This window comes from Phenylobacterium sp., from assembly GCF_036677185.1.
Classification (GTDB): domain Bacteria; phylum Pseudomonadota; class Alphaproteobacteria; order Caulobacterales; family Caulobacteraceae; genus Phenylobacterium.
Genome location: NZ_JAKFEN010000017.1, coordinates 41,610 through 62,111, shown reverse-complemented (window position 1 = coordinate 62,111; position 20,502 = coordinate 41,610). Strand labels below are relative to the sequence as shown.

Here is a 20,502-nt window from a genome sequence, read left to right as displayed (position 1 = left end):
ATCCACGAAGGGGGGCGCGACGTTTCGACTGGCTCACCCCCCTCAACGTTTGCTTAACCCCGCCAACGTCCTGTATCCCTACCCGGAACAGATGACGAACGCGCCGATTCCCATGACCGCTTCCCTCCGCATCCTCGGCCTCGATCCCGGCCTGCGCCGCACGGGCTGGGGGGTGATCGCGGTGGAGGGGTCGCGGCTGACCCACGTGGCCCACGGGGTGATCGCGCCCAAGGACAGCCTGCCCTTCGCCGAGCGGCTGCTCTGCCTGTTCGACGCCATCTCCGAGGTCGTCGCCCTCCACGCGCCGCACGAGGCCGCGGTGGAGGAGACCTTCATGAACAACAACGCCGCCTCGGCGCTCAAGCTGGGCCACGCCCGGGCCATGGCCATGATCGTGCCGGCCCGCGCCGGCATACTGGTCGCCGAGTACGCCGCCACCGTGGTCAAGAAGTCGGTGGTCGGGACCGGGGCGGCCGACAAGGACCAGGTGGGCTTCATGATCGCGCGCCTGCTGCCCACGGCGGGAAAGACCACCGCCGACGCCGCCGATGCGCTCGCCGTCGCCATCGCTCACGCCCACCACCGCCGGGTCCGCAACCTCGGGGCCGCCGCGTGATCGGCCGGCTGCGCGGCCTGGTCGCCGAGGTCGGCGAGGAAGACGCCCTGATCGACGTGGCCGGGGTCGGCTATGTGGTCCGCTGCGGCTCGCGCACGCTCGGGCACCTGCCCGCCATGGGCGAGGAGGCGGTGCTGCACGTGGAGACCCAGTGGTCAGAGGCCAATGGCATGAAGCTGTACGGCTTCCTGGGCCGTGACGAGCGCCGGGCCTTCGTCATGCTGCAGGCCATCCAGGGGGTGGGACCCAAGGCCGCGCTCTCGGTGCTGGACGTCCTGCCGCCCAATGAGCTGGCCCAGGCCTGCGCCCGCGACGACAAGGCCGCCGTCGGCCGCGCCAACGGGGTGGGCCCCAAGCTCGCCCAGCGCATCGTCACCGAGCTGAAGGACAAGCCGCTGACCGACGGCCCGGTGGCGGCCTTCCACGCCTCGGCCCTGGCGTCGGCGACACCGCCGCCCCCGTCCGCCGCCGGCGAGGCGGTGGCCGCCCTGCTGGGTCTCGGCGTCGCCGAGGTCAACGCGCGCCGCGTGGTCGAACAGGCCCATCTGAGGCTCGGCGAGGACGCCACCATCCAGGCGCTGATCAAGGCCGGGCTCCAGGAGCTGGGGCGGTGAGGGGCGAAGCGCCCTTTTCCTCCCACGTTTACGGGGGAGGAGGACCGCGAAGCGGTGGAGGGGGCGGCCTCAGGCTCTGCGCCCGGACTCGCCCCCTCCACCACGCCTTCGGCGCGGTCCCCCTCCCCCGCTTCGCAGGGGCGGAAAAAGCATGACCCGGATCGTTTCGAGCGAGCCCCAGGCCCAGGACGCCACGGTCGTCCACGACAAGGCCCTGCGCCCCCAGACCCTCGCCGAATTCGTCGGCCAGGAGCAGGCCAAGGGCAATCTCAAGGTCTTCATCGAGGCGGCCAAAAGCCGGGCCGAGGCGCTCGACCACGTGCTGCTATTCGGCCCGCCCGGCCTGGGCAAGACCACCCTGGCCCAGATCGTCGCCCGCGAGCTCGGCGTGAACTTCCGCGCCACCTCCGGCCCGGTCCTGGCCAAGGCCGGGGACCTGGCGGCGATCCTGACCAATCTCGAACCGCGCGACGTGCTGTTCATCGACGAGATCCATCGCCTGGCCGCCAATGTGGAGGAGATCCTCTATCCGGCCATGGAGGACCATGTGCTGGACCTGATGATCGGCGAGGGGCCCTCCGCCCGCTCGATCCGCATCGACCTGGCGCCCTTCACCCTGGTGGCGGCGACCACGCGGGCGGGCCTGCTGGCCACCCCCCTGCGCGACCGCTTCGGCATCCCCCTGCGGCTGGAGTTCTACACGCACGGCGAACTGCAGAAGGTGCTGACCCAGGCCGCCCTGAAGATGGGCCTGTCGCTGGCGTCCGACGGCGCCGCCGAGATCGCCGCCCGCGCCCGGGGCACCCCCCGCGTCGCCGGCCGCCTGCTGCGCCGGGTGCGCGACTTCGCCGCCTCCGACGGGGTGACGGTGATCGACGGCAAGGCTGCGGCTCGGGCCCTGGCCCGCCTCGACGTCGACCCCGCCGGCCTGGACGCCCTGGACCGCCGCTACCTCACCGCGCTCATCGACAACTATGGCGGCGGCCCGGCCGGGGTGGAGACCCTGGCCTATGCCATCGCCGAGGCCCGCGACGCGGTGGAGGACGTTATCGAGCCCTTCCTGCTGCAGCAGGGCTTCATCCAGCGCACGCCGCGTGGCCGCATGGCCTGCGGCAAGGCCTACAGCCACCTGGGCCTCACCCCGCCCCCGCAGATTCAAGCGGGCGGGCAACCGACCCTGTTCGAGGACGAGTAAGGGCGCCGATCGGCACGAACCCAGGTGCTCCCCCCCTCTGGGGGAACTCCCGGCCGAATGGCGAACTGAGGGGGACTTTGGCGCGCTTTGTGGGCCTCAACCCCCTTCGTCACATCGCCAAACCGGGCGACGCGCCACACGCCCCAAAGTCGCGCTGCGCGCTGGGGGGAGAATCTAGCAGAACCTAGTGCTTGCCGCCGCCGCAGCCGCCCTTGCAGCCGCCGCCGTGGTGGCCGCCACGACCGCCGATGCGGACATTGACGCGCGAGGACGAGTAGGCCGAGGCCGAGGCCCGCGACGAGGCGCCCGCGAAGGCGCCAGACCCTGCGACGGCGTAGCCGCCGCCCCCGCCATAGCCGCCGCCGTCCATGTAGCCGCCGACACCGCCGTAGTCGTAGAAGAAGCTGGACGGCACGGAGATCGTCCCGCGGTTCACCAGCTCGCCGCAGCCGCAGGGGCTCGGGCTATAGCCGCCGCAGCCGGAATTGCAGGCGGCGCCGGGCCAGCCGTAGTTCTGCGAGGCGTAGCCGTAGGTCGGGATCTGGTAGCCGTAGCCCCGGGCGTGCTCGCGGTGATGATCGTAGCGCGGCGCCTCGACATAGCGGCGCTCATGGTCGGACGGACCGTAGCGGTCGGGGACGCGCGCGTCGTCGACATAGCGGCCGCGCCAGCCGCTGTCGTATTCCTCGTCCTGGATGCTGCGCTCGGCATAGGCCATGCGATGGCCGTCGGCGTAGCCGCCCTGTTCATAGCGCGCGTCGTAACGGCTGCTGGGGCCCTGGCCGGGCCCGCCCATCAGCTCGGGATATCGGTCCTGGGCGAGAGCCGAGCTCGCGCCGCACACCAGGGTTAGACCGACAACCGCGCTCAGAATCCGACGCATGACGCCTCCGCACACACTACTGCAGGGCGAACCTAAGCGGGCGCGGGCGGCCTCGCGACCGCTTGCCCCTCAGGCGGGAGCGGTAGGGTTAAAAATCAACCGCTATGCCCTTGCGTTCCCAGTCGCCGAAGCGCGTGGGCTCCAGGCCCTTAGGGCCGCCCAATTCGGCGGCGCGTTCGGCGGCCTCGGCTTCGGCGGCGCGGCGGGCGGCGGCCTCTTCCAGCGCCCGGCGAGCGGCGGGGGTGAGCGCCTTGTCCGGCGCGGCGTTCAGCGGGATCTGGTCCTGGCTCATGTCGGGAATTTAGGGACTCGGCGTGCGGAAGGCCAGGATTGTCAGCCGGCCGGTCCTGGGCTCTAGTCGTGGTCGCAGGCGTCGAGCACGACGCGCGTTCGGGGGAACGTCCATGTCCAAGCTTTCCTTGTCTTTCTTCACGGTGGCCGCGCTTTGCGGACTGGTTGGAATGGTCTTCGGCGCGGTGATGGGCGTCACGGAGGACTTCACGCTTTCGCCCTCCCACGCGCACCTCAACCTGCTGGGCTGGGCGAGCCTGGCGATCATGGGGACCTTCTACGCCCTGGCCGGGCGCGGAGGCCGCCTGGGCTGGACCAATTTCGTGCTGTCCAGCGCCGGCGCCATCGTCATGTCGCTGTCGCTGGGCCTCTACCTGGCGGGAAACCAGCCGTTCCTGAGCGGGGTGATGGCGGGAACGGTGATCGCCGTGCTGGGCATGGCGACCTTCGTCGCGTCGGTGGCGCGAAGCTGGGGTCGGGCCAAGATCGCGACCTAAGCGGCTTGCATCCGGGCGCGGAAGGGGGCACGCCGCGCCGGTGACAACAGACACCGACCTCGGCCTGCCCGCCCGCCGCGCGGCCCTCGACATCCTTTCGGCCAGCCTGGCGCGCCGCGCGGGCCTGGACGAGGCGCTCAACCGGCCCGCCTTCGGCGCCCTGCCGCCCCGCGACCGGGGTTTCGCCATGGCCCTGGCCATGGCTACCCTGCGCCGGCTGGGGGCGGTTGACCGCGCCCTCGACGCCAAGCTCGCCAAGGCGCCGCCGGACGCCATACGCAACATCCTGCGGATCGGGGTCATCCAGGCCTTCGTGCTGGACACCCCGGCCTTCGCCGCGGTCACCACCAGCGTCGACCTGGCGGCCAGCCATTCCTCGACCCGGGCCTTCAAGGGCCTGGTGAACGCCGTGCTGCGCGGCCTGCTGCGCGAGCCGCCGAACCTGGACGAGCCGGAGTCGCTCGCCCCCGGCTGGCTCTACGCCCGCTGGAGCGCGGCGTTCGGACCCCAGGCGGCGCACGACATGGCCGCCCTGATCGCCGACGAACCGGCCACCGACCTGTCGGCGAAGTCCGCCGAAGGGCTCGATGCCCTGGCTGCCGAGCTGGAGGCCGAGATCCTGCCCGGGGGGACCCTGCGCACGGCCCGCAAGGGCGACGTGGCCGCCTGGCCCGCCTATGAGGCGGGCTCCTGGTGGGTGCAGGACGCCAGCGCCGCCATCCCCGCGCGCCTGCTGAGCGTCAAGGCGGGCGAGACCGCGCTCGACATGTGCGCCGCGCCGGGCGGCAAGACCCTGCAGCTGGCCGCCGCCGGCGCCGTGGTCACCGCCATCGACCGCTCCGCCGCGCGCCTGGTGCGGGTGAGCGAGAACCTGAAACGCATCGGGCTTAGCGCCGAGGTCACGGCAGCCGAGGCCGGCGACTGGGCCGACACCCGCGAGTTCGACGCCGTGCTGCTGGACGCCCCCTGCAGCGCCACCGGCACCTATCGCCGCCATCCCGACGTTCTGTGGGCCGCCCGCCCCGGCGACGTGGCCGCCCTGGCCGGGGTGCAGGCGCGCCTTTTGGATTCCGCGGCGCGGCGCACCAAGGTCGGCGGGCGGCTGGTCTATTGCGTCTGCTCCCTGGAACCCGAGGAGGGCGAGGCCCAGGCGGCGGGCTTCCTGGCTCGGCATCCCGGCTTTTCCCCGTCCCCCGTCGCCCCCGGCGAAGGCGGCGCCCCGGAGGCCAGCCGGCTGGCCGACGGCGCCCTGCGGCTGCTGCCCCATCAGCGGCCGGGCGGCCAGGATGGCTTCTACGTGGCCCGCTTCACCCGCGACTCGTGACGAATTGACGGTTGGCGCGACGGCCGGGCTTGGCTAAGTCGAGGATCATGACCCGCGCTCCGATCATCGCCCCGTCCATCCTGGCCTCGGACTTCGCCAAGCTGGGCCAGGAGGTCGCCGCCATCGAGGCGGCCGGCGCCGACTGGGTGCATGTGGACGTCATGGACGGCCACTTCGTGCCGAACATCACGCTCGGCCCCGACATCGTCAAAGCCCTGCGCCCGCACGCCAAGATCCCCTTCGACGTCCACCTGATGATCGCCCCGGTCGATCCCTATATCGAAGCCTTCGCCCAGGCCGGCGCCGACATCATCAGCGTCCATCCCGAGAGCGGGCCGCACCTCAACCGGACCCTGAAGCGCATCCGCGAGCTGGGAGCCAAGGCCGGGGTGGTGTTCAACCCGTCCACCGATCCCAGCGTCGTCCAGTGGATGATGGACGAGGTCGACCTGATCCTGGTCATGTCGATCAACCCGGGCTTCGGCGGCCAGAAGTTCATGCACTCGCAGCTCAGGAAGATCGAACGCCTGCGCAAGATGATCGACGAGACGGGACGGCAGATCGAGCTTGAGGTCGACGGCGGGGTGACCGTCGAGACCGCCCCCCTGTGCGTCGCCGCCGGCGCCACGGCCCTGGTGGCCGGCACGGCCGTGTTCAAGGGCGGCCCGCAGGCCTATGCCGCCAACATCCGCGCGCTGAAGGGCGGCTAGGATCTTGGCCGGCGGCCCTCCGGCGATCTTCGACACCCCCGGCGGCGCCTGGGCCCTGACCCTGGCGGAGGGCGGACGCCGCGCGCTCCGCCGCGAATGGGCCGGGACCGGCCTGCACCGTTGGCTGCTGTCGCGCCCGAAGGCTGAGGGCCTGGCCGGCGAACCTAAGGATCCACGCCCCGCCGATCTGGCCGCCGGACGCCGCCTCCTGGCCGGACGCTTCGAGTTCGGCGGCGCCAGCCTGGAGGCCGGGGTGGGCGGCGATCCCTGGGACCGGCCCAGCCCCTCGCGCCGCTTCGCCGCGGCCCTGCATCGGTTCGACTGGAGCCGCGACCTGATCGCCGTGGGCGATGACGGCGCAGCCGAGGCCCTGCGCCTGACCCTGGACTGGCGGCGGCTATTCGGCCGCTGGAATGGCTTCGCCTGGTCGCCCGAGGTGCTGGAGCGCCGGGTGTTCAACCTGGCCTGCGCGGCGAAGGCCGTCAGCGCCAAGGCCTCGGACGCCGAGGCCGGACTGATCGCCCAGGACCTGGCTCGCCAGGCGCGACACCTTGTGACCCTGATCGACGGACCGGTCCGGGCCGCCGAGCGCGCCTGCGCCGCGGCCCTGGCTGGCGGCGCCCTGGCGGGCGACGCGGGGGATGACCTGATCGCCAAGGGACTGGCCCGGCTGCGGCGCGCCTTGCCGGTCACCGTGCAGCCGGATGGCGGCCACGCCTCGCGCTGCCCGCGGGCAGCGCTGGAGCTGCTGTTCGACCTGCAGGCCCTGGACGAGGCCCTGGTGCATCGGGGCATCGCCCCGCCCGACGAGATGCTGCGGGCCATCGACCGGCTGGCCGGGGCCGTGCGGTTCTTCACCTTGGCCGACGGCGGTTTGCCCGACCTGCAGGGCGGCGAGGGCGGGATCGCCAACTATGTCGCCGCGGCCCGCGCCAGCGAGGGCGCCTCGGCCAAGCTTCCCACGGCGCGCAACGGCTATCAGCGGCTGGAGGGCCGCAGCCTGCAGGTGATCGCCGACGCCGCCCCGCCGGCCCGGGGGCCGTGGAGCGTCACCGCCTGCGCCCAGCCCCTGGCCATGGAGCTGCTGATCGGCGGCCGTCGGGTGATCGTCGCCAGCGCCTGGTCGCCCGATGCGGTGGGGCCCCAGGCCCTGCGGATGGCGGACGCCGGTTCGACCGCCACCCTCGGCGACCAGGCCTGCGGCGAGCCGTTGGGCGGGTTCCGCGCCGGGGTGCTGGGACCGCGGCTGGTGGGCGCCTATGACGCCGTCGACGCCCGGAGGCAGGAGGCCGACGGGGCAGTCTGGCTGGAGTTGGCCCATGACGGCTGGGCCAAGCGGTTCGGCCTGCGCCACGAACGCCGGCTCTATCTCGACCTCGCGGCCGACGAGCTGCGCGGCGAGGATCGGTTCCTCCCGGCCCGGCCTGGGGTCGACCTGGGCGAGGCCGGCCGCCGCTTCGTCCCCTTCACGGTGCGCTTCCACCTGCACCCGGAGGTCAAGGCCAGTCTGGCCCGCGACGGCAAGAGCGTCTTGCTGCAGGCCGGCGACCAGGAGCACGGCTGGTGGCTGCGCAACGACGCCAACGACGCCTCGGTGGAGCCCTCGGTCTTCTTCCAGGACGGCCAGCCCAGGCGGGCCCAGCAGATCGTCCTGCGTGGCCAGGCCCGGGTCGAGACCGGCGCCCGCATCCGGTGGAAACTCGCCGCCGCCGACATCTGGCCGCCGCCACAATGACAATGCGCTGTCAATCGGCTGCTGGATTGACCTGACGCCGCTCCGGGCCTATGCCCCCGCCCATTCCGTGTGACTGGCGAATGAAGGTGGGCGACCACCGGGGAGCGCGGGATCTCATATGCCGCTCGCCTGGGCAATTTCCTTGAAACGCATCAGGAGACTGCCGTGCCCGCCGCGCCGAATTTCCCGCCCGCTCCCGACCGTGTCGCGCCCAAGCGCGCCCTGATCTCGGTTTCCGACAAGACCGGACTTGTCGACGCCGCCAAGGTTCTGGCCGAGCTGGGCGTCGAGCTGGTCTCCACCGGCGGCACGCGCGCCGCCATCGCCGCTGCCGGCCTGGCGGTGAAGGACGTCTCGGACCTGACCGGCTTTCCCGAGATGATGGACGGGCGGGTGAAGACCCTGCACCCCATCGTTCATGGCGGGCTGCTGGGGGTGCGCGACGCGCCCGACCACGCCAAGGCGATGGCCGACCACGGCATCGGGGCCATCGATATCGTCTATGTGAACCTCTATCCGTTCGAGGCCACAGTGGCGAAGGGCGGCGCCTTCGAGGACTGCGTCGAGAACATCGACATCGGCGGTCCGGCCATGGTCCGCTCGGCGGCCAAGAACCACGGCTATGTGGCCGTCTGCACCGAGATCGCCGATCTGGAAGAGGTGCTGGCCGAGCTGAAGGCCGACGGCGGCACCAGCCTGGAGCTCCGGAAGAAACTGGCGGCCCGCGCCTATGCCCGCACCGCGGCCTATGACGCGGCCATCTCGGCCTGGTTCGCCAAGTCGCTGGGGGAGACCGCGCCCGCGCGCCGCGCCTTCGCCGGCAAGCTGGTCCAGACCATGCGCTACGGCGAGAACCCGCACCAGGCGGCGGCCTTCTACGCCGAGGAAACCCCGCGCATCGGCGTCGCCACCGCCCGCCAGATGCAGGGCAAGGCGCTCAGCTACAACAACATCGCCGACACCGACGCGGCCATCGAGTTGGTGGCGGAGTTCGATCCCGCCGCCTCTGCCGCCGTGGCGATCATCAAGCACGCCAATCCCTGCGGCGTGGCGCTCGGTCCCGACCTGAAGAGCGCCTATGAGCGCGCCCTGCAATGCGACCCGGTCTCGGCCTTCGGGGGCATCGTGGCGGTGAACCGCCGACTGGACGCCGCCGCGGCCCGCGAGATCATCAAGATCTTCACCGAGGTGGTGGTCGCGCCCGAGGCCGACGAGGACGCCATCGCCCTGTTCGCCAAGAAGAAGGATTTGCGCCTGCTCCTCACCGGCGGCCTGCCCGATCCACGCGCGGCGGGCGAGGTCTACAAGCAGGTGGCCGGCGGCTTCCTGGTGCAAAGCCGCGACACCGCCCACATCACGGCCGCCGACCTGAAGATCGTCACCAAACGCCAGCCGACGGCGAGCGAGATCGCCGACATGCTGTTCGCCTTCACGGTGGCCAAGCACGTCAAGTCCAACGCCATCGTCTACGCCAAGGACGGCCAGACGGCGGGCATTGGCGCGGGCCAGATGAACCGCAAGGACTCGGCGCGGATCGCGGCTCTGCGGGCGGGCGAGGCGGCGGAGGCCGCGGGCTTGCCGGCGTCGCTGGCCAGGGGCTCGGCCTGCGCCTCCGACGCCTTCTTCCCCTTCGCCGACGGCCTGCTTCAAGCCGCGGAAGCTGGCGCGACCGCGGTGATCCAGCCGGGCGGCTCGATCCGCGACCAGGAGGTGATCGACGCCGCCGACGCCGCCGGACTGGCCATGGCCTTCACCGGGGTGCGGGTGTTCCGGCACTAGCCCGCCGGGCTGGCCCTACCGCTTCTTCCCCACGTCGGCGCTCGCCAGTTCGCGCAGGGCGGCGTTGGCGATGGTGAGCTTGGCGAAGCTCCAGCCACCGCCGGCCGCCTCGATCTCCTCCACCGACTTGCGGGCGGCCTCGGCGAGGTCGCGGCGCAGGGCGGTCCAGGAGCCGATGGCGGCCTGGGCGGTCTCGGCGCTCTCGCCGGCCTGGGCGTTGCCGGCGAAGGCCATGATCGCGCGGGTGACCGCCGCCTGCTCGGCCAGCAGATCCTCCACCAGGCGCCGGACGGCGGTGCGTTCGAAGCTGTCGCCGGCCGTGAAGCCGCCGGCCGCGGCGCGCAGCCGATCGAAGGCGAAGATGCGTCCGACCTGGTGATAGAGCCGGGCGACGTTGGCCAGGGCCCAGCTCGAGGCGTCGGCCAGGTCGACCAGGTCGACGGCGGTGGTCAGGGGCTGCAGGTTGGCGACCGGGCGGGCCAGATCCTCGGGCGCCCCGGCCTCGATCATGCGGACCACCTGGGTTTCCAGGCGCTCGCGCTCCACCGGTGAGAGGATCTCGGGGATCAGCTTCTTCAGGGTCGCCGCGCCGGGGCCGTAGCGCTTGACCAGGGCCTCGACCCCGCCGCCGGAGCGGGCCGCGCGGCGGGCCAGCCAGAACGTTTCGCCGCGCAGGGTGTAGGCCAGGCGCCGATAGAGGGCCATCTGGCCCGCCGCCGGGATCTTGCCGTCCAGCGCCGAGACCTGGTTCCAGAGGGCCGGCAGGCCCAGCACCGCCTTGGCCGCCTCATAGGCGGTGACGAAGGCGGTCACGTCGCAGGAGGCCGCGGCCATCAGCCGTTCGGGGAAGGACGGTCCGCATCGGTTGATGACGTCGTTGGCCGTCACGGTGGTGATGATCTCGCGGCGCAGGCGATGGCGGCGCAGGGCCTCGTCGAACTTGCGCACCCCCTTGGGGAAATAGCCCTCCAGGACGTCCTCGAAGAACGCGTCGTCCGGGACCTCGCTCTCGATCATGTGGCGCTTGAGCTCCAGCTTGCCGTAGGCCAGCAGGATGGCCTCCTCCGGGCGGGTCAGGCCCTTGCCGGCCTGACGGCGTTCCACGATCGCATTGTTGTCGGGCAGGCCCTCCACCGCGCGGTCGAGCTGGCCGCGGGATTCCAGCAGGCTCATGAACCGGGCGTGCGGTTCCAGCTCCCCCGGGGCGTCCAGGTCCATCAGCGAGAGCGCCAGGGTCTGGTCGTAGTTGTGGGCGAGCACGTGGCGGCCAACGTCCTCGGTCATCGACTTCAGAAGCTTGTCGCGCTTGGGCCGGTTGAAGACGCCGTTACGCTCCAGCATGCCGGTGAGGATCTTGATATTGACCTCGTGGTCCGAGGAATCGACCCCGGCGGAATTGTCGATGGCGTCGGTGTTGATCCGTCCGCCCTTCAGCGCGAACGCGATGCGTCCGGCCTGGGTGAGTCCGAGATTGGCGCCCTCGCCGATCACCTGGACCTTGAGCTCCTCGGCGTTGACGCGGATGGCGTCATTGGCCTTGTCGCCCACCTCGATGTGGGTCTCGCCTCGCGCCTTCACATAGGTGCCGATGCCGCCGACATAGAGCAGCTCGGCCGGCGCCTTGAGGATGGCGTGCATCAGCTCGGCCGGGGTCAGGCTGTCGGCCTCGATCCCCAATAAGGCCCTGATCTCGCGGCTGAGCGGGATCGATTTGAGGCTGCGGGGGAACACCCCGCCGCCCTTGGAGATCTTCTTGCGGTCGTAGTCGTCCCAGGAGGAGCGCGGCAGGGCGAACATCCGCTCGCGCTCCTTGTAGGCGGCGGCGATGTCCGGATCGGGGTCGATGAAGATGTGGCGGTGGTCGAAGGCCGCCTGCAGCCGGATCTGGGTGGAGAGCAGCATGCCGTTGCCGAACACGTCGCCGGACATGTCGCCGACGCCGACCACGGTGAAGGGCTCGGCCTGGATGTCCTTGCCCAGTTCGCGGAAGTGGCGCTTGACCGCTTCCCAGGCGCCGCGGGCGGTGATGCCCATGACCTTGTGGTCGTAGCCCGCCGAGCCCCCCGAGGCGAAGGCGTCACCCAGCCAGAAGCCGTAGGACTCGGCCACGCCGTTGGCGATGTCGGAGAAGGTCGCCGTGCCCTTGTCGGCGGCGACCACCAGATAGGGGTCGTCCCCGTCATGCACCACGACGCCCTGCGGATGGATCACCTTGCCGTCGGCGTCGAGGTTGTCCGTGAGGTCGAGCAGGCCGCAGAGGAAGGTCTTGTAGGCGCGGATGGCCTCGGTGCGGATGGCGTCAGGGGTTCCACCCTTGGGCAGCTGCTTGGGATAGAAGCCGCCCTTGGAGCCCACGGGCACGATGACGGCGTTCTTGGTCTGCTGGGCCTTCACCAGGCCCAGGACCTCGGTGCGGAAGTCGTCGCGGCGGTCGGACCATCGCAGGCCGCCGCGGGCGACGGGGCCGAAGCGCAGGTGCACGCCCTCCAGGTGAGTCGCCCAGACGAAGATCTCGCGATAGGGCTTGGGCAGGGGCAGGTCGGCCACCTGCGGGGAGGCGACCTTGAAGCTGATATAGGGCTTCACCCGGCCCTCGGCGTCGAGCTGGTAGTAGTTGGTCCGCACGGTGGCGGCGACCAGCAGGGCCAGGCGGCGCAGGACGCGATCGTCGTCCAGGCTTTCGACCAGCTGCAGGGCCGAGGTGATCTCGTCCATGACCTTCACGGCCTGGGCGGAGCGGGCGTTCAGATCGGCGGCGATGGCCGGGTCGAACTTGGTGCGGAACAGGTCGAGGATCAACCGCGCCACGCCCGGATGGTTGGAGAGCGCGGTCTCGGTGACCCGCTGGCTGGGATCGAGGCCCGATTGCTGGCGATGTCGTGAGAGGGCCCGGATCAGGGCGGCCTCGCGCCAGGAGATGGAGAGCTCCAGCACCAGGCGGTTGAAGCCGTCGTTCTCGGTGGCGCCGGTCCAGACCGCCACGAAGGCGTCCTCGAAGGCAGCGCGCAGGTCATCGAACACCAGGTGCTCGCCGTTGGCGTCGTCGATCTCGAACTCGTGGACATAGACCCGCCGCGCGCCGGCCGGCGTCACCGGGAAGCCGTTCTCGACCATGGCCTTGAGGTCCATGTTCTCCAGGATCGGCAGAACGTCGGCGAGGGGCGCGGGCGAGCCCGGGCGGTAGAGCTTGAAGCGGAACTGGGTCTTCGAGTCGGCGGCCCGGCGGAAGGCGCGCACCCGCACCGGCTCGCCGGGGGTCAGGCTCTCGATGACGTCGATATCGGCCAAGGCCTCCTCGACGTGGTAGCGCTCGCGGTAGCCGGCGGAGAAGGCCTCGGCATAGCGGCCGACGATCTGGGCCACCTGCTGGGTGGCGCGGCCCGAGCCGCGCACGGCCGCGGCGAAACGGTCGGACCAGGTGCGAGACGCCGCGGCGATCTGCGCCTCGACGGCCTTCAGGTTGGGTTCGTCATGGGCGCCGGGCTGGAAGCCGATGATGAAGTGCACGCGGGCCAGCGGCGAGTCCGAGAAGGTCGGATAATAGGCCGAGACCCGGCCGCCATAGGCTTCGGCCAGCATGTCGCCGGCCCGCTCGCGCAGGTCGGAATCGTAGCGCTCGCGCGGCACGTAGAGCAGGACGGAGGCGAAGCGGTCGAAGGGATCGCGCCGCTCGAACAGCCGCACCCGGGGCCGGTCATAGAGGTGCAGTATGGCCAACGACATGGCCAGCAGGTCGTCCTCGGCCGCCTGGAACAGCTCGTCGCGGGGATAGCTCTCCAGGATGTTGCGCAGGCGCTTTTCGTTGTGGCTGCCCGGAACCTTGCCGGCGCGGGCCAGGACGTGGGCGGCCTTGGCGCGGATCAACGGCACGCTATGGGCCGGCTCGTCATAGGCCTCGGCGGTGAACAGGCCGACGAAGCGGATCTCGCCCGAGGGCTTGCCGTCGGCGCCGTAACGCTTGACGCCCACATAGTCCATGTAGCCGCGCCGATGGACGCGCGAGCGGACGTTGGACTTGGCCACGGTTACTGGATCGGCGCCCAGGCCGGCCTGGATCTGGGCGGTCAGCAGGGCGGGCTCGGAGGTGCGGCGCAGGACCGTGCGCGTGGGATCGCGCAGCACGCCCAGGCCATCCTCGGGCAGGAAGAGCGGTTCCTCGGCGGCATAGTCGCCGTTCTTCAGGCGCGGATACTCGTAGATTCGCGCGCCGAGATAGACGAAATGCTCGTCGTGGAGCCACTCGAGGAAGGCCGCGTCCTCGTCGCGGGCGGCGCTGGCGGGCGAGATCTTCAGCTCGGCGATGGCGCGAGCCATCAGGGCCAGCATGGCCGGGAAGTCGTCGACGGCGGCGCGCACGTCATCGAGTGTCGCCTTCAGTCCGGCGACCAGGGCGGCCTCGCGATCGGATCCGACCTTTTCCAGGATCACCTGGATCATCGACTCGCGGCGGGCGGCGCCCTCGGCCAGCCGCGCGCCCTTGCGGTCCCGGGCCACGGCGACGATGGGGTGGAACATGGCCCGGACCGACAGCCCCTGATCGGCGATCTCGCCCATCACGCTGTCGACCAGGAAGGGCGCGTCGTTCTGCAGGATTTCCAGCCGTTCCAGCTCCGGGACGCCGTCCACAGGGACCAGCCGGACCACCGGGGCCGAACCCTTGCGCGTGGCGGCGAAGACCCAGAAGTCGGCCAGCAGGGCCGCCAGCGCCGCGGTCGGAATCTCGGGCAGTTCGTCCGGGGCCGCGTCCTCCGCCGCCTGGGCGATGAAGTCGCGGGCCGCGTCGCTCTCGTCGCCGACGAGCTTGCCGAAGGCGGCGATCAGGGCGCGCTGGGCGGAGCTTTTTCTGGGAGCCTTGCTCATGACCCGCCTCCATTCTCAAGACGGGAGCTTCCGGACACGAGAACGCCGCCGGAGGAGAGAGTCCGGCGGCGCGTTGTTCCGCCCTGGGGGGCGAGGCGGAACACTCGGGGCTCGCGGCGGCTGGGGCTAAAGCCGGCGTCGCCAGGAGATCGGGGGTTTCCCGAACAGCACTGAGATAGGTAGGAAAAAGCCAAGTTGAAGACCCTGGTTTTCAGGATATGGGTTCACGCTTACGTGACGCGGGGGTGCGCCTTTCGGGCGCGGGTTTCTTGTCCGGGCTGCCGGTCGGCTTGTGTTCGCGCAGTTTCTCCGGCTCGCCGTCGGCCGAGAGCAGCACCGCCAGCCAGCGGGTTCCGCTGAACTGGGCCAGGATCACCATGGCCATGACGGTGAGCGGCGTGGACAGGAACATGCCCGCCATGCCCCACAGCACGCCCCAGAAGGCCAGGCTGAGCAGGACCACCACCGGGTCCATGTTGAGGCTGTCGCCCTGCATGCGCGGCAGGATGATGTTGCCGACCACGAACTGGATGGCCTGCAGCACCCCCAGCAGGATCACCGCCGGCCAGAAGGTCGGGAACTGGATGAGCGCGAAGATCGGCGGCGCCAGGATGCCCACCGCCCCGCCGATCACCGGGATGTAGGAGGCGATGAAGATCAGGAAGGCCCAGAAGATCGCATTGTCGAGGCCCATGACCGCCATGGCGATCCAGGACGCCACGGCGATGATCAGGCCGGTGACCGTCTGGACCCACAGATAGCGCTCCACCCCGTCGCGGATGCGGCGGAAGGCCGCCATGGCTTCGGCGCGTTCGGCATGGTGCGGGAACAGGCCCACCACCTTGCGCTGGAACCCGCGCCGCGAGGCGATGATGAAACCGAGATAGATCAGGATGAAGAAGGCGTCGGAGGCGAAGCCCTGCAGGCCCTTGGCGACGTCGGCCAGATAGGCGCTGGGGTTCAGGCGGACGAAGAGTTCGTTGACCGTCGGTGGCACGTCCATGCCCAGCAGCCCCGCCACCTGGGCGATCAGGCCGTTGAGGCGGGGCGTGTAGGCGACCAGCTGCCCGACGAAGCTGGTGGCGTTCTCGGCGATGACGAAGGTCGAGCCGCCGAACAGCAGCACCGAGAGCACGATGGCCGCCGGCAGGGCGGCCTTTTCACTGACCCAGGGTAGGCGCGAGCGGATCACCCGGGCGAATCCGTCGATCATCACCGCCAGGAAGACCGCCAGGGCCAGAGGGGTTAGGATGCCCCGCAGCCAGTAGAGCGCCGCCCCGCAGGCGATCACCGACAGGATGACCGTGGCGGTGCGGGTGACGGTCGATTGGGAGGCGGCTTCGGGCATCGGTCTCTCGCGGAGCTCCCTGGTCGACCGCGACTGTCCGCGTCGGGGAGGTCCGCGTCAATTTTGGCGATCCCTACCCTGGTTCGGGCGGGAATTGCAGGTGTTTTGCCGTCAGTTCGTTAAATTTCGGTCCAACCTGCTCGGATTCTACAGGTAATCGGCATTCACATTTCGCGCCCCGTTTGCCGGTGGTCGCCGGCGCATGGCGCGGATAGCTTGGCCGACCGTACGAAGTGTTTGGGAGCAAACGATGTCCGACGGCGTCATGATCGGCTTTTCCGACCATCCGGAGATGCTGCGGCTGGACCGCGCCAACCGCCATGGCCTGGTGGCCGGCGCCACGGGGACCGGCAAGACCGTCACCCTGCAGATCCTGGCGCAGGGGCTATCGGACGCCGGCGTGCCGGTGTTCGCGGCCGACGTGAAGGGCGACCTCTGCGGGATCGCCGCGATCGGCGCGCCCAACGAGAAGATGCTGGCCCGCGCCGCGACCATGAAGCTGACGCTCCACCCGGCCGCCGCCCCCGTCGTGTTCTGGGACCTGTTCGGCGAGCAGGGCCACCCGATCCGCGCCACGGTCTCGGAGATGGGCCCGCTGCTGATCTCGCGCATGCTTGAGCTGAACGACGTCCAGGAGGGCGTGCTGACGGTGGTGTTCCGCGCCGCCGACGACGAGGGCCTGCTGCTGCTGGACCTGAAGGACTTGCAGGCGGCGCTCACCTTCGCGTCGGACAACGCCTCGGCGCTGGGCGCCAAGTACGGCAACGTCTCGCCCACCACCGTGGCCACTATCCAGCGCAAGCTGCTGATGCTGGAGGACCAGGGCGGGGCGGGGCTGTTCGGCGAGCCCGCCCTGCAGCTCTCCGACCTGATGCGCGCCGACGGCTCGGGGCGCGGCTATGTCAACATCCTGGCGGCCAACCGCCTGATCGCCAGCCCGCGGCTCTACGCCACCTTCCTGCTGTGGTTGATGAGCGAGCTGTTCGAGGAACTGCCCGAGGTGGGAGATTCCGAGAAGCCGCGCCTGGCCTTCTTCTTCGACGAGGCGCACCTGCTGTTCCGGGACGCCCCAAAGCCGCTGCTGGAAAAGGTCGAGCAGGTGGTCCGCCTGATCCGCTCCAAGGGGGTGGGGGTCTATTTCGTCACCCAGAACCCGGCCGACATCCCCGAGACGGTGCTGGGCCAGTTGGGCAACCGCATCCAGCATGCGCTGCGCGCCTATACCCCGGCCGAGCAGAAGGGCCTGCGCGCCGCCGCCCAGAGCTTCCGGGAGAACCCGGCGTTCGACACCGCCGAGGCGATCCAGGGCCTGGGCGTGGGCGAGGCCCTGGTCTCGGTGCTGGACGAGCGCGGCGCGCCCACGGTGGTGCAGAAGACCCTGATCTGCCCGCCGGTCTCGCGCCTGGGTCCGATCACGCCTGCCGAACGCACGGCGGTCATGGGCCAGAGCCCGGTGCGTGGGCTCTACGACGCGGCCAAGGACCGCGAGAGCGCCTTCGAGACCCTCAAGGCCCGCGCGGTCGCCGCGGCCGAGGTCGCGGAAGCCCCGCCCGCCCGCCGGGCCGCGGAGCCGGACGACGAACCGACCCGCCGCGCGCAGCCGCGCGCCCGCGCCTCGAACCGCCAGGGCATGGGCGAGGCCTTCGCCAAGTCCTTGCTGCGCCAGGCCGGCAGCACTATCGCCCGCGAACTGATGCGCGGGCTGATGGGCAGCCTGAAGAAGCGGCGGTAAGGGGCGGCGTCCTTCACGAAGATGCTCCCCTCCTGGGGGAGCTGTCGGCGAAGCCGACTGAGGGGGACTTTGACTCCTTCTGGCGCGCTTCAACCCCCTCCGTCTCTCCGCTTCGCTCCGAGCCACCTCCCCCAAATCGCGCTGCGCGCTGGGGGAGGAACTGATCTCCGCCCCCCTAAACGCCCACTCGCGCCTCTCCCAGAGCGTCGCGGACGGCCGCCGCGAGCTGCTCGGCGCGGAACGGTTTGCGCAGAACAGGCCAGGACGAGGCGTCCGGCGCCCCGTGCAGGCGGTCGCCGGCATAGCCGGTGGTGAGGATGATCGGCAGGTCGGGATGGCGCGCCCGCACGGCGCGGGCGAGTTCCGCCCCATTCACCCCGCCCGGCATGACCACGTCGGAGATCAGCAGATCGAAGCGCTCCGGCCCGGCGAGCCGGAGCAGGGCCGAGGGCCCGTCGGCCTCGCTGGTCACCCGGCAGCCGAGATCGGCCAGCAGGCCCTCGGTGACCGCCCGCACCGCGCTGTCGTCCTCCACCAGCAGGATCCGCGCGCCCCGCGCCCGGCCGTCGTCATCGGCGTGGTCGGCGGGCGGCTCGGCCCGCGCCTCAGGTTCGGCGGCAGGCAGGTAGAGCGCCACGGTGGTCCCGCGCCCGAGTTCGGACTCGATGGTCACCGCCCCGCCGACCTGCTTGATGAAGCCATAGACCTGGGCAAGCCCCAGACCCGTTCCCTTGCCGACCTCCTTGGTGGTGAAGAAGGGCTCGAAGGCCCGTTCCAGCGTCTCGGCCGCCATGCCCGCGCCGGTGTCGATCACGCTGACCACGATGTGGTCGCCAGCCTGGGCGCCGGCGACCTCGCCCTCTGCGAGGGTGCGGCGGGCGGTGGCGATCTCCACGCGCGCGCCGGGCTGGTCGGCGGTGGCGTCGACGGCGTTGACCACCAGGTTCAGCAGGGCGGCCTCGAATTGGGCCGGATCCAGCCGGCTCATGCCCACTCCGGGATCGCCGCTCAAGGTCAGCAGGACGCTCTCGTCGCCGGCGCGGCGCGCCAGGGGCTCGACCTGTTCGATCAGGCCGTGGACGTCGACCACCTCCAGCTTCAGCTCCTGGCGGCGGGCGAAGACCAGCAATTGGCGGGTCAGGCGCTCACCGCGACGGCCCGCGGCCAGGGCCGCTTCGCCCAGCCGGCGCACCCGAGCGGTGTCCTCCGGATGACGCAGGATCATGTCCAGGCCGCCGATCACGACAGTCAGCAGGTTGTTGAAGTCGTGCGCGACCCCGCCGGTCAGGCGGCCGACGGTCTCCAGCCGCTGGGCCTGGGCCAGGGCGGCCTCGGCGCGGGCCCGCTCCTCCAGGCTCTGCTGCAGTTCGCGGGTGCGTTCGGCGACGCGGGCCTCCAGGTCGGTGCGGGCCTCGACGATCTCGGTGATGTCGGTAGAGGCGCCGAACCAGCGGTGGATGTCCCCTTTTGGATCGCGGATCGCCGAGGCGCGACCGTTGAACCAGCGATAGACCCCGTCATTGCGGCGAATGCGGTACTCGATATCGTAGGGCAGGCCCCCCCGCACCGCCTGGGACCAGGCTTCCCGGACGCCGTCGCGGTCTTCGGGATGCACGGCCTGCAGCCATCCCTCGCCATAGTGCTCAGGCGCCGAGACGCCGGTGAACGCGGTCCATTGCGGGCTCAGATAGTCGCAGTAGCCATCGGCCCGGTTCGACCAGATGAGCTGCGGCAGGCTGTCGACCAGGGCGCGGACGCGGGCCTCGCCTTCGCGAAGGGCGGTTTCGGCGACGCGCCGGTCCGTCACGTCGACGCACGAGCCCACATAGCCCATGAAGGCGCCCTCGCCGTCGAAGGCCGGGGCGGCCGCCTCGTCCAGCCAGCGGTAGCGGCCGTCGTGACGGCGGATCCGGTATTCCAGTCGCGCCGACTCGCGCCGGGCGAAATGCTCGGCATAGGCCGCCAGCAGGGGCTCGCGGTCGTCGGGATGGACATTCTCCAGCCAGCCGCGGCCCCGTTCCTGTTCCAGGGTGCGGCCGGTGAAGGCCAGCCAGGTGTCGTTGAACCAGCTCGCGCGCTGGTCGACTCCGCTCATCCAGATCAGCACCGGCGCGGCGTTGGCGATGTTGCGGAACTGGTCGCGGCCCCGGACGGCGGCGGCCTCGGCCTCGCGCTGCGCGGTCACGTCGCGGAACGAGACCGCCACGCCGCCCTCGAGCTTCACCGCGCTGGAGCGCAGGTAGCGTTCCTGGCCGTCGATGACACGACGGACCTCGATATCGTCCGGGCCGTCGGAGGCCATCACCGCGGTGAAGCGGGCGATGGTCTCGGCTCCGGTCTCGCCGGGAAAGGCCTCGCTGACCCGACGGCCGACCAGGCCCTCGACGCCGTCCGGGGCGATTCGCTCGGCGGCGGGATTGGCGTAGACCCAGGCGAAGTCGACGACTGTCCCGTCCTCGATGACCGCCTCGAGGATGACGAAGGCGTCCAGTCCGTGCTCCTGGAAGATCCGGAACCGCTCCTCGGCGGCGACCCCGCGGACGATAGCCAGGCGCAGCGCCTTGGCGATGACCACGGTGGTGAGCGCCGTCACCACGAAGAAGATGAGCTGCGAATAGTTCGGGACGTCCATCCACAGCGCGGCCACGACGCCGACGCTGGCCAGGGTGGCGATCAATCCCCCGCGCAGGCCCGCCACCAGGGTCGCGAACAGCACCGCGGGATAGAAGGCCATGAAGTTGGGGGGATGGGGCAGGATGAAGCCCGCGGCGTGATGAAGGCCGCTGGCGAGCGCCACCGCGCCCAGGGCCGTGGCATAGGCCGCCGCCGGATGTTCGATCGCGGTGGCGAACCTCTGCGCCCAACGTCCGATCATGACGCGTTCACGCCCCCACAAAGCACTCCGCGCCTACGGAAAG

14 protein-coding genes and 1 riboswitch are annotated in these 20,502 nt (G+C 70.9%); of the genes, 9 read left to right on the top strand and 5 right to left on the bottom strand.

The window, feature by feature from the left end; genetic code table 11:
• Positions 1 to 112 precede the first annotated feature (112 nt).
• The 3 genes from ruvC (at position 113) to ruvB (ending at position 2,425) form a co-directional block, all read left to right on the top strand.
• A complete protein-coding gene (gene ruvC / locus V6M51_RS07540) occupies positions 113 to 616 on the top strand; it encodes a crossover junction endodeoxyribonuclease RuvC (protein WP_332766002.1) in 504 nt (167 codons plus the stop codon).
• Positions 613 to 1,230: a Holliday junction branch migration protein RuvA gene (gene ruvA, locus V6M51_RS07535; RefSeq protein WP_332766001.1), complete on the top strand. Its 618-nt coding sequence runs from the start codon at positions 613 to 615 to the stop codon at positions 1,228 to 1,230. Before ruvC ends, ruvA begins: the two co-directional genes overlap by 4 nt.
• A 151-nt stretch (positions 1,231 to 1,381) precedes the next feature.
• A complete protein-coding gene (gene ruvB / locus V6M51_RS07530) occupies positions 1,382 to 2,425 on the top strand; it encodes a Holliday junction branch migration DNA helicase RuvB (RefSeq protein ID WP_332766000.1) in 1,044 nt (347 codons plus the stop codon).
• A gap of 184 nt (positions 2,426 to 2,609) precedes the next feature.
• Here ruvB and V6M51_RS07525 read toward each other — a convergent pair whose 3' ends face one another.
• The gene (locus V6M51_RS07525) at positions 2,610 to 3,308 is read right to left on the bottom strand and encodes a hypothetical protein (protein WP_332765998.1); all 699 of its coding nucleotides are present in this window, start codon (positions 3,306 to 3,308) and stop codon (positions 2,610 to 2,612) included.
• A gap of 88 nt (positions 3,309 to 3,396) precedes the next feature.
• Complete coding sequence (locus V6M51_RS07520) at positions 3,397 to 3,600, bottom strand: DUF1674 domain-containing protein (protein WP_332765996.1); 204 nt, start codon at positions 3,598 to 3,600, stop codon at positions 3,397 to 3,399.
• 112 nt (positions 3,601 to 3,712) lie between these two features.
• On the opposite strand from V6M51_RS07520, the gene V6M51_RS07515 reads away from it, so the two are divergent.
• The 5 genes from V6M51_RS07515 (at position 3,713) to purH (ending at position 9,644) form a co-directional block, all read left to right on the top strand.
• The gene (locus V6M51_RS07515; protein ID WP_332765994.1) at positions 3,713 to 4,096 is read left to right on the top strand and encodes a hypothetical protein; all 384 of its coding nucleotides are present in this window, start codon (positions 3,713 to 3,715) and stop codon (positions 4,094 to 4,096) included.
• 40 nt (positions 4,097 to 4,136) lie between these two features.
• A complete protein-coding gene (locus V6M51_RS07510; RefSeq protein ID WP_332765993.1) occupies positions 4,137 to 5,420 on the top strand; it encodes an RsmB/NOP family class I SAM-dependent RNA methyltransferase in 1,284 nt (427 codons plus the stop codon).
• A gap of 47 nt (positions 5,421 to 5,467) precedes the next feature.
• Positions 5,468 to 6,130, top strand: coding sequence for a ribulose-phosphate 3-epimerase (gene rpe, locus V6M51_RS07505; protein WP_332765992.1), 663 nt, complete (start codon positions 5,468 to 5,470; stop codon positions 6,128 to 6,130).
• Positions 6,131 to 6,134: 4 nt separating this feature from the next.
• On the top strand, positions 6,135 to 7,865 hold the full coding sequence (locus tag V6M51_RS07500; protein WP_332765991.1) for a heparinase II/III family protein: 1,731 nt from the start codon (positions 6,135 to 6,137) through the stop codon (positions 7,863 to 7,865).
• A 59-nt stretch (positions 7,866 to 7,924) separates the two neighbouring features.
• A riboswitch (ZMP/ZTP riboswitch) is annotated at positions 7,925 to 8,007 on the top strand.
• A 23-nt stretch (positions 8,008 to 8,030) separates the two neighbouring features.
• The gene (gene purH, locus V6M51_RS07495; RefSeq protein WP_332765989.1) at positions 8,031 to 9,644 is read left to right on the top strand and encodes a bifunctional phosphoribosylaminoimidazolecarboxamide formyltransferase/IMP cyclohydrolase; all 1,614 of its coding nucleotides are present in this window, start codon (positions 8,031 to 8,033) and stop codon (positions 9,642 to 9,644) included.
• A 15-nt stretch (positions 9,645 to 9,659) separates the two neighbouring features.
• Here the strand turns inward: purH and V6M51_RS07490 are convergent, their stop codons facing one another.
• Entirely contained in the window at positions 9,660 to 14,504 is a 4,845-nt protein-coding gene (locus tag V6M51_RS07490) for an NAD-glutamate dehydrogenase (RefSeq protein WP_332765987.1), read from the bottom strand.
• Between the two features lie 211 nt (positions 14,505 to 14,715).
• On the bottom strand, positions 14,716 to 15,852 hold the full coding sequence (locus tag V6M51_RS07485; RefSeq protein WP_332765985.1) for an AI-2E family transporter: 1,137 nt from the start codon (positions 15,850 to 15,852) through the stop codon (positions 14,716 to 14,718).
• A 250-nt stretch (positions 15,853 to 16,102) separates the two neighbouring features.
• On the opposite strand from V6M51_RS07485, the gene V6M51_RS07480 reads away from it, so the two are divergent.
• On the top strand, positions 16,103 to 17,584 hold the full coding sequence (locus tag V6M51_RS07480) for a helicase HerA-like domain-containing protein (RefSeq protein ID WP_332765983.1): 1,482 nt from the start codon (positions 16,103 to 16,105) through the stop codon (positions 17,582 to 17,584).
• A 175-nt stretch (positions 17,585 to 17,759) separates the two neighbouring features.
• On the opposite strand, the gene V6M51_RS07475 is transcribed toward V6M51_RS07480, so the two are convergent.
• A complete protein-coding gene (locus tag V6M51_RS07475) occupies positions 17,760 to 20,459 on the bottom strand; it encodes a PAS domain-containing protein (protein WP_332765981.1) in 2,700 nt (899 codons plus the stop codon).
• Between the last annotated feature and the right edge of the window lie 43 nt (positions 20,460 to 20,502).

Bases quoted from the DNA above. Each gene is read 5' to 3' on its own strand.
- V6M51_RS07480 (WP_332765983.1), top strand. From the start codon at position 16,103: ATGTCCGACGGCGTCATGATCGGCTTTTCCGACCATCCGGAGATGCTG.
- V6M51_RS07525 (WP_332765998.1), bottom strand. From the start codon at position 3,308: ATGCGTCGGATTCTGAGCGCGGTTGTCGGTCTAACCCTGGTGTGCGGC.
- V6M51_RS07490 (WP_332765987.1), bottom strand. From the start codon at position 14,504: ATGAGCAAGGCTCCCAGAAAAAGCTCCGCCCAGCGCGCCCTGATCGCC.
- ruvB (WP_332766000.1), top strand. From the start codon at position 1,382: ATGACCCGGATCGTTTCGAGCGAGCCCCAGGCCCAGGACGCCACGGTC.
- V6M51_RS07515 (WP_332765994.1), top strand. From the start codon at position 3,713: ATGTCCAAGCTTTCCTTGTCTTTCTTCACGGTGGCCGCGCTTTGCGGA.
- V6M51_RS07475 (WP_332765981.1), bottom strand. From the start codon at position 20,459: ATGATCGGACGTTGGGCGCAGAGGTTCGCCACCGCGATCGAACATCCG.
- ruvC (WP_332766002.1), top strand. From the start codon at position 113: ATGACCGCTTCCCTCCGCATCCTCGGCCTCGATCCCGGCCTGCGCCGC.
- V6M51_RS07485 (WP_332765985.1), bottom strand. From the start codon at position 15,852: ATGCCCGAAGCCGCCTCCCAATCGACCGTCACCCGCACCGCCACGGTC.
- rpe (WP_332765992.1), top strand. From the start codon at position 5,468: ATGACCCGCGCTCCGATCATCGCCCCGTCCATCCTGGCCTCGGACTTC.
- V6M51_RS07520 (WP_332765996.1), bottom strand. From the start codon at position 3,600: ATGAGCCAGGACCAGATCCCGCTGAACGCCGCGCCGGACAAGGCGCTC.